Source organism: Porticoccus sp. (assembly GCA_023261185.1).
Taxonomy (GTDB): Bacteria; Pseudomonadota; Gammaproteobacteria; order Pseudomonadales; family Porticoccaceae; genus Porticoccus; species Porticoccus litoralis.
This window is the reverse complement of sequence record JALRJN010000112.1, coordinates 1-1,932: the sequence shown is the minus strand read 5'-3', so window position 1 is coordinate 1,932 and position 1,932 is coordinate 1. Positions and strand designations below refer to the sequence as shown.

At 52.3% G+C, this 1,932-nt stretch carries 2 protein-coding genes; one reads left to right on the top strand and one right to left on the bottom strand.

Annotated features, from left to right (window positions below; genetic code table 11):
- The first annotated feature begins 251 nt into the window (after positions 1-251).
- Complete coding sequence (locus ACYZYZ_RS10555; protein ID WP_461484221.1) at positions 252-803, top strand: lipocalin family protein; 552 nt, start codon at positions 252-254, stop codon at positions 801-803.
- Between the two features lie 182 nt (positions 804-985).
- Here the strand turns inward: ACYZYZ_RS10555 and ACYZYZ_RS10550 are convergent.
- A partial coding sequence (locus ACYZYZ_RS10550; RefSeq protein WP_461484220.1) for a DNA polymerase Y subunit UmuC family protein occupies positions 986-1,932 on the bottom strand: 947 nt, incomplete at its 5' end.

Below are 1,932 nucleotides of genomic sequence, written 5' to 3'. Positions count from 1 at the left end.
CAGAGCATGGTAGCCACAGGTTACGGCGCGTCCGACAAGCTCATCCGGTGCAGAGGCGCCACGCAGGAAGGTGTAATGGCTTAGGCAATGAAGTTCGGCGTACACGGCAAAATACTGTATAAATAAACAGTATTCTAGCGCTGGGTGTACTGCCCTGAAAAGCACTGTCGCAAAATAGCGTAGACTATTTTCCAGCGAGCCGGTCACCAGCGAAATATTCGATCGCAACCCGCGATAGGGAGAACAGAATAGTGGGCCAAATACAGAGAGGCCGTTATGGCCTGGTAGCGTTATGTCTTTTTTTAGCTGCTTGCACCGGTGTTCCCGAAGGGGTCGAGCCGGTGACGGATTTTGATCAGAGCCGTTATTTAGGTCAGTGGTACGAAATTGCCCGGCTCGATCACAGTTTTGAGCGAGGCCTCGATCAAGTTACGGCAACCTATCGGCTTAACGCTGATGGCAGTATTGCGGTATTGAACCGTGGCTTTGATGCTGAGCAGGGCGAATGGCGCGAAGCAGAGGGTGTTGCGCGCTTTGTTCAATCTCCCGATATCGCCCACCTGAAAGTCTCTTTTTTTGGTCCGTTTTATGGCAGTTATATCGTGTTTGAGCTCGGTGAAGATTATGACTATGCCTTCGTCTCTGGCTTTAACCGAGATTATCTTTGGCTACTGGCTCGCACGCCCGAAGTCAGTGCGGCATTACACGAGCACTTTCTGGAGACCATTACTGAGCTGGAATTTGACCCTGCTGGGTTGGTTTGGCTGGATGACACGGTGGATGCACGAATTCATAACCCTTAAGTGCGCAGCACGTTGATCCTCCAGAGCATTATGCGTGGGCTGAGCAGGCGGTTATAGCAATCAAGGTGTTCTGGGTGCGGTTGCCTCCTTGACGCTGAAGCTGAATAACCCAGATTCTCAGCTGATGAATTGGTGTTTGCATTGGGCCGGATTTGGCGCTCGAGTGAGAGCTGACTGTGTTTTCAGGCAAAAAGCCCATGTAGGTACCAGCGTCGGTTATGCCGGTCCTGGTATATCCAGACAGGCTGTTTTTGGGGTGTGCAGGCGATGTAGTAATCCCGACTGACAGGCGCATTCCACCATTGATCTTCAATGCGCTCTGGTCCGTGGAGAATATCCAGTGGGCCATTCCAGTAAAGCTGCTCTACTGCTTGATGAATCGGTTGTGGTTCAGGAAGCAACCAGAACGGGCGCTGCCCCAGTGGATTGTTGTCGGTATCACCGCGCGCATTCAGCGTTTGGGTTTCCATGACGGCATCTTCCGGGAGGTGCTCGCTACGGGAGTTCAGATAACCAACAGCCTGCAGTCCGAGACGGCTACGTAAGCGGTCCACCAGTTCGTATCGGGATGCCGCGCTGACGCCGGTGTGAAATAAATCTTGTGGTGCGTTCGTTGCTGCATGGAGCTGTTCTACGATCAGTGAAAGCCCCTCGATTCCCTCTGGTAACGTCTGGTTATCCAGTTGCAAACGAGAGAGTTCAAGCCAGAGCGCTGCATTTTTTTGAGCGGTATCCGAAAATACTTTGAAGGCGTTACGGGGGCGCCCTGACGACCAGCTTTGTGGTTGTAGCTGGGTTTGTGATTGTAGATAGCGCCACTCGATCACGCCGCTGGAGAGCTGTGTATTCGTCAGGAATTGACAGAAGTGGGTCAGCAAGCGCTGCATGGCGGGGTAAAGTTCCTGTCTATTCTGAATATCAAAGCCAAACCAGAGCGTGTCCTCAAAGCGTTTTGGGGGCTGATAGGTAATGGCTGGCTCCCGCTGACTTCCTGTGAGTTGATTGAGCCAATGCAGGAAAGGTTCACCACAGCGTTTACCCAGGGCAGAAGGCGGAATATCGAGCAATTGCCGGAATTGCCGTAAGCCCGTTTTCTCCAGTCTTTTCAGAACTGTTGGAAACTCGGCCT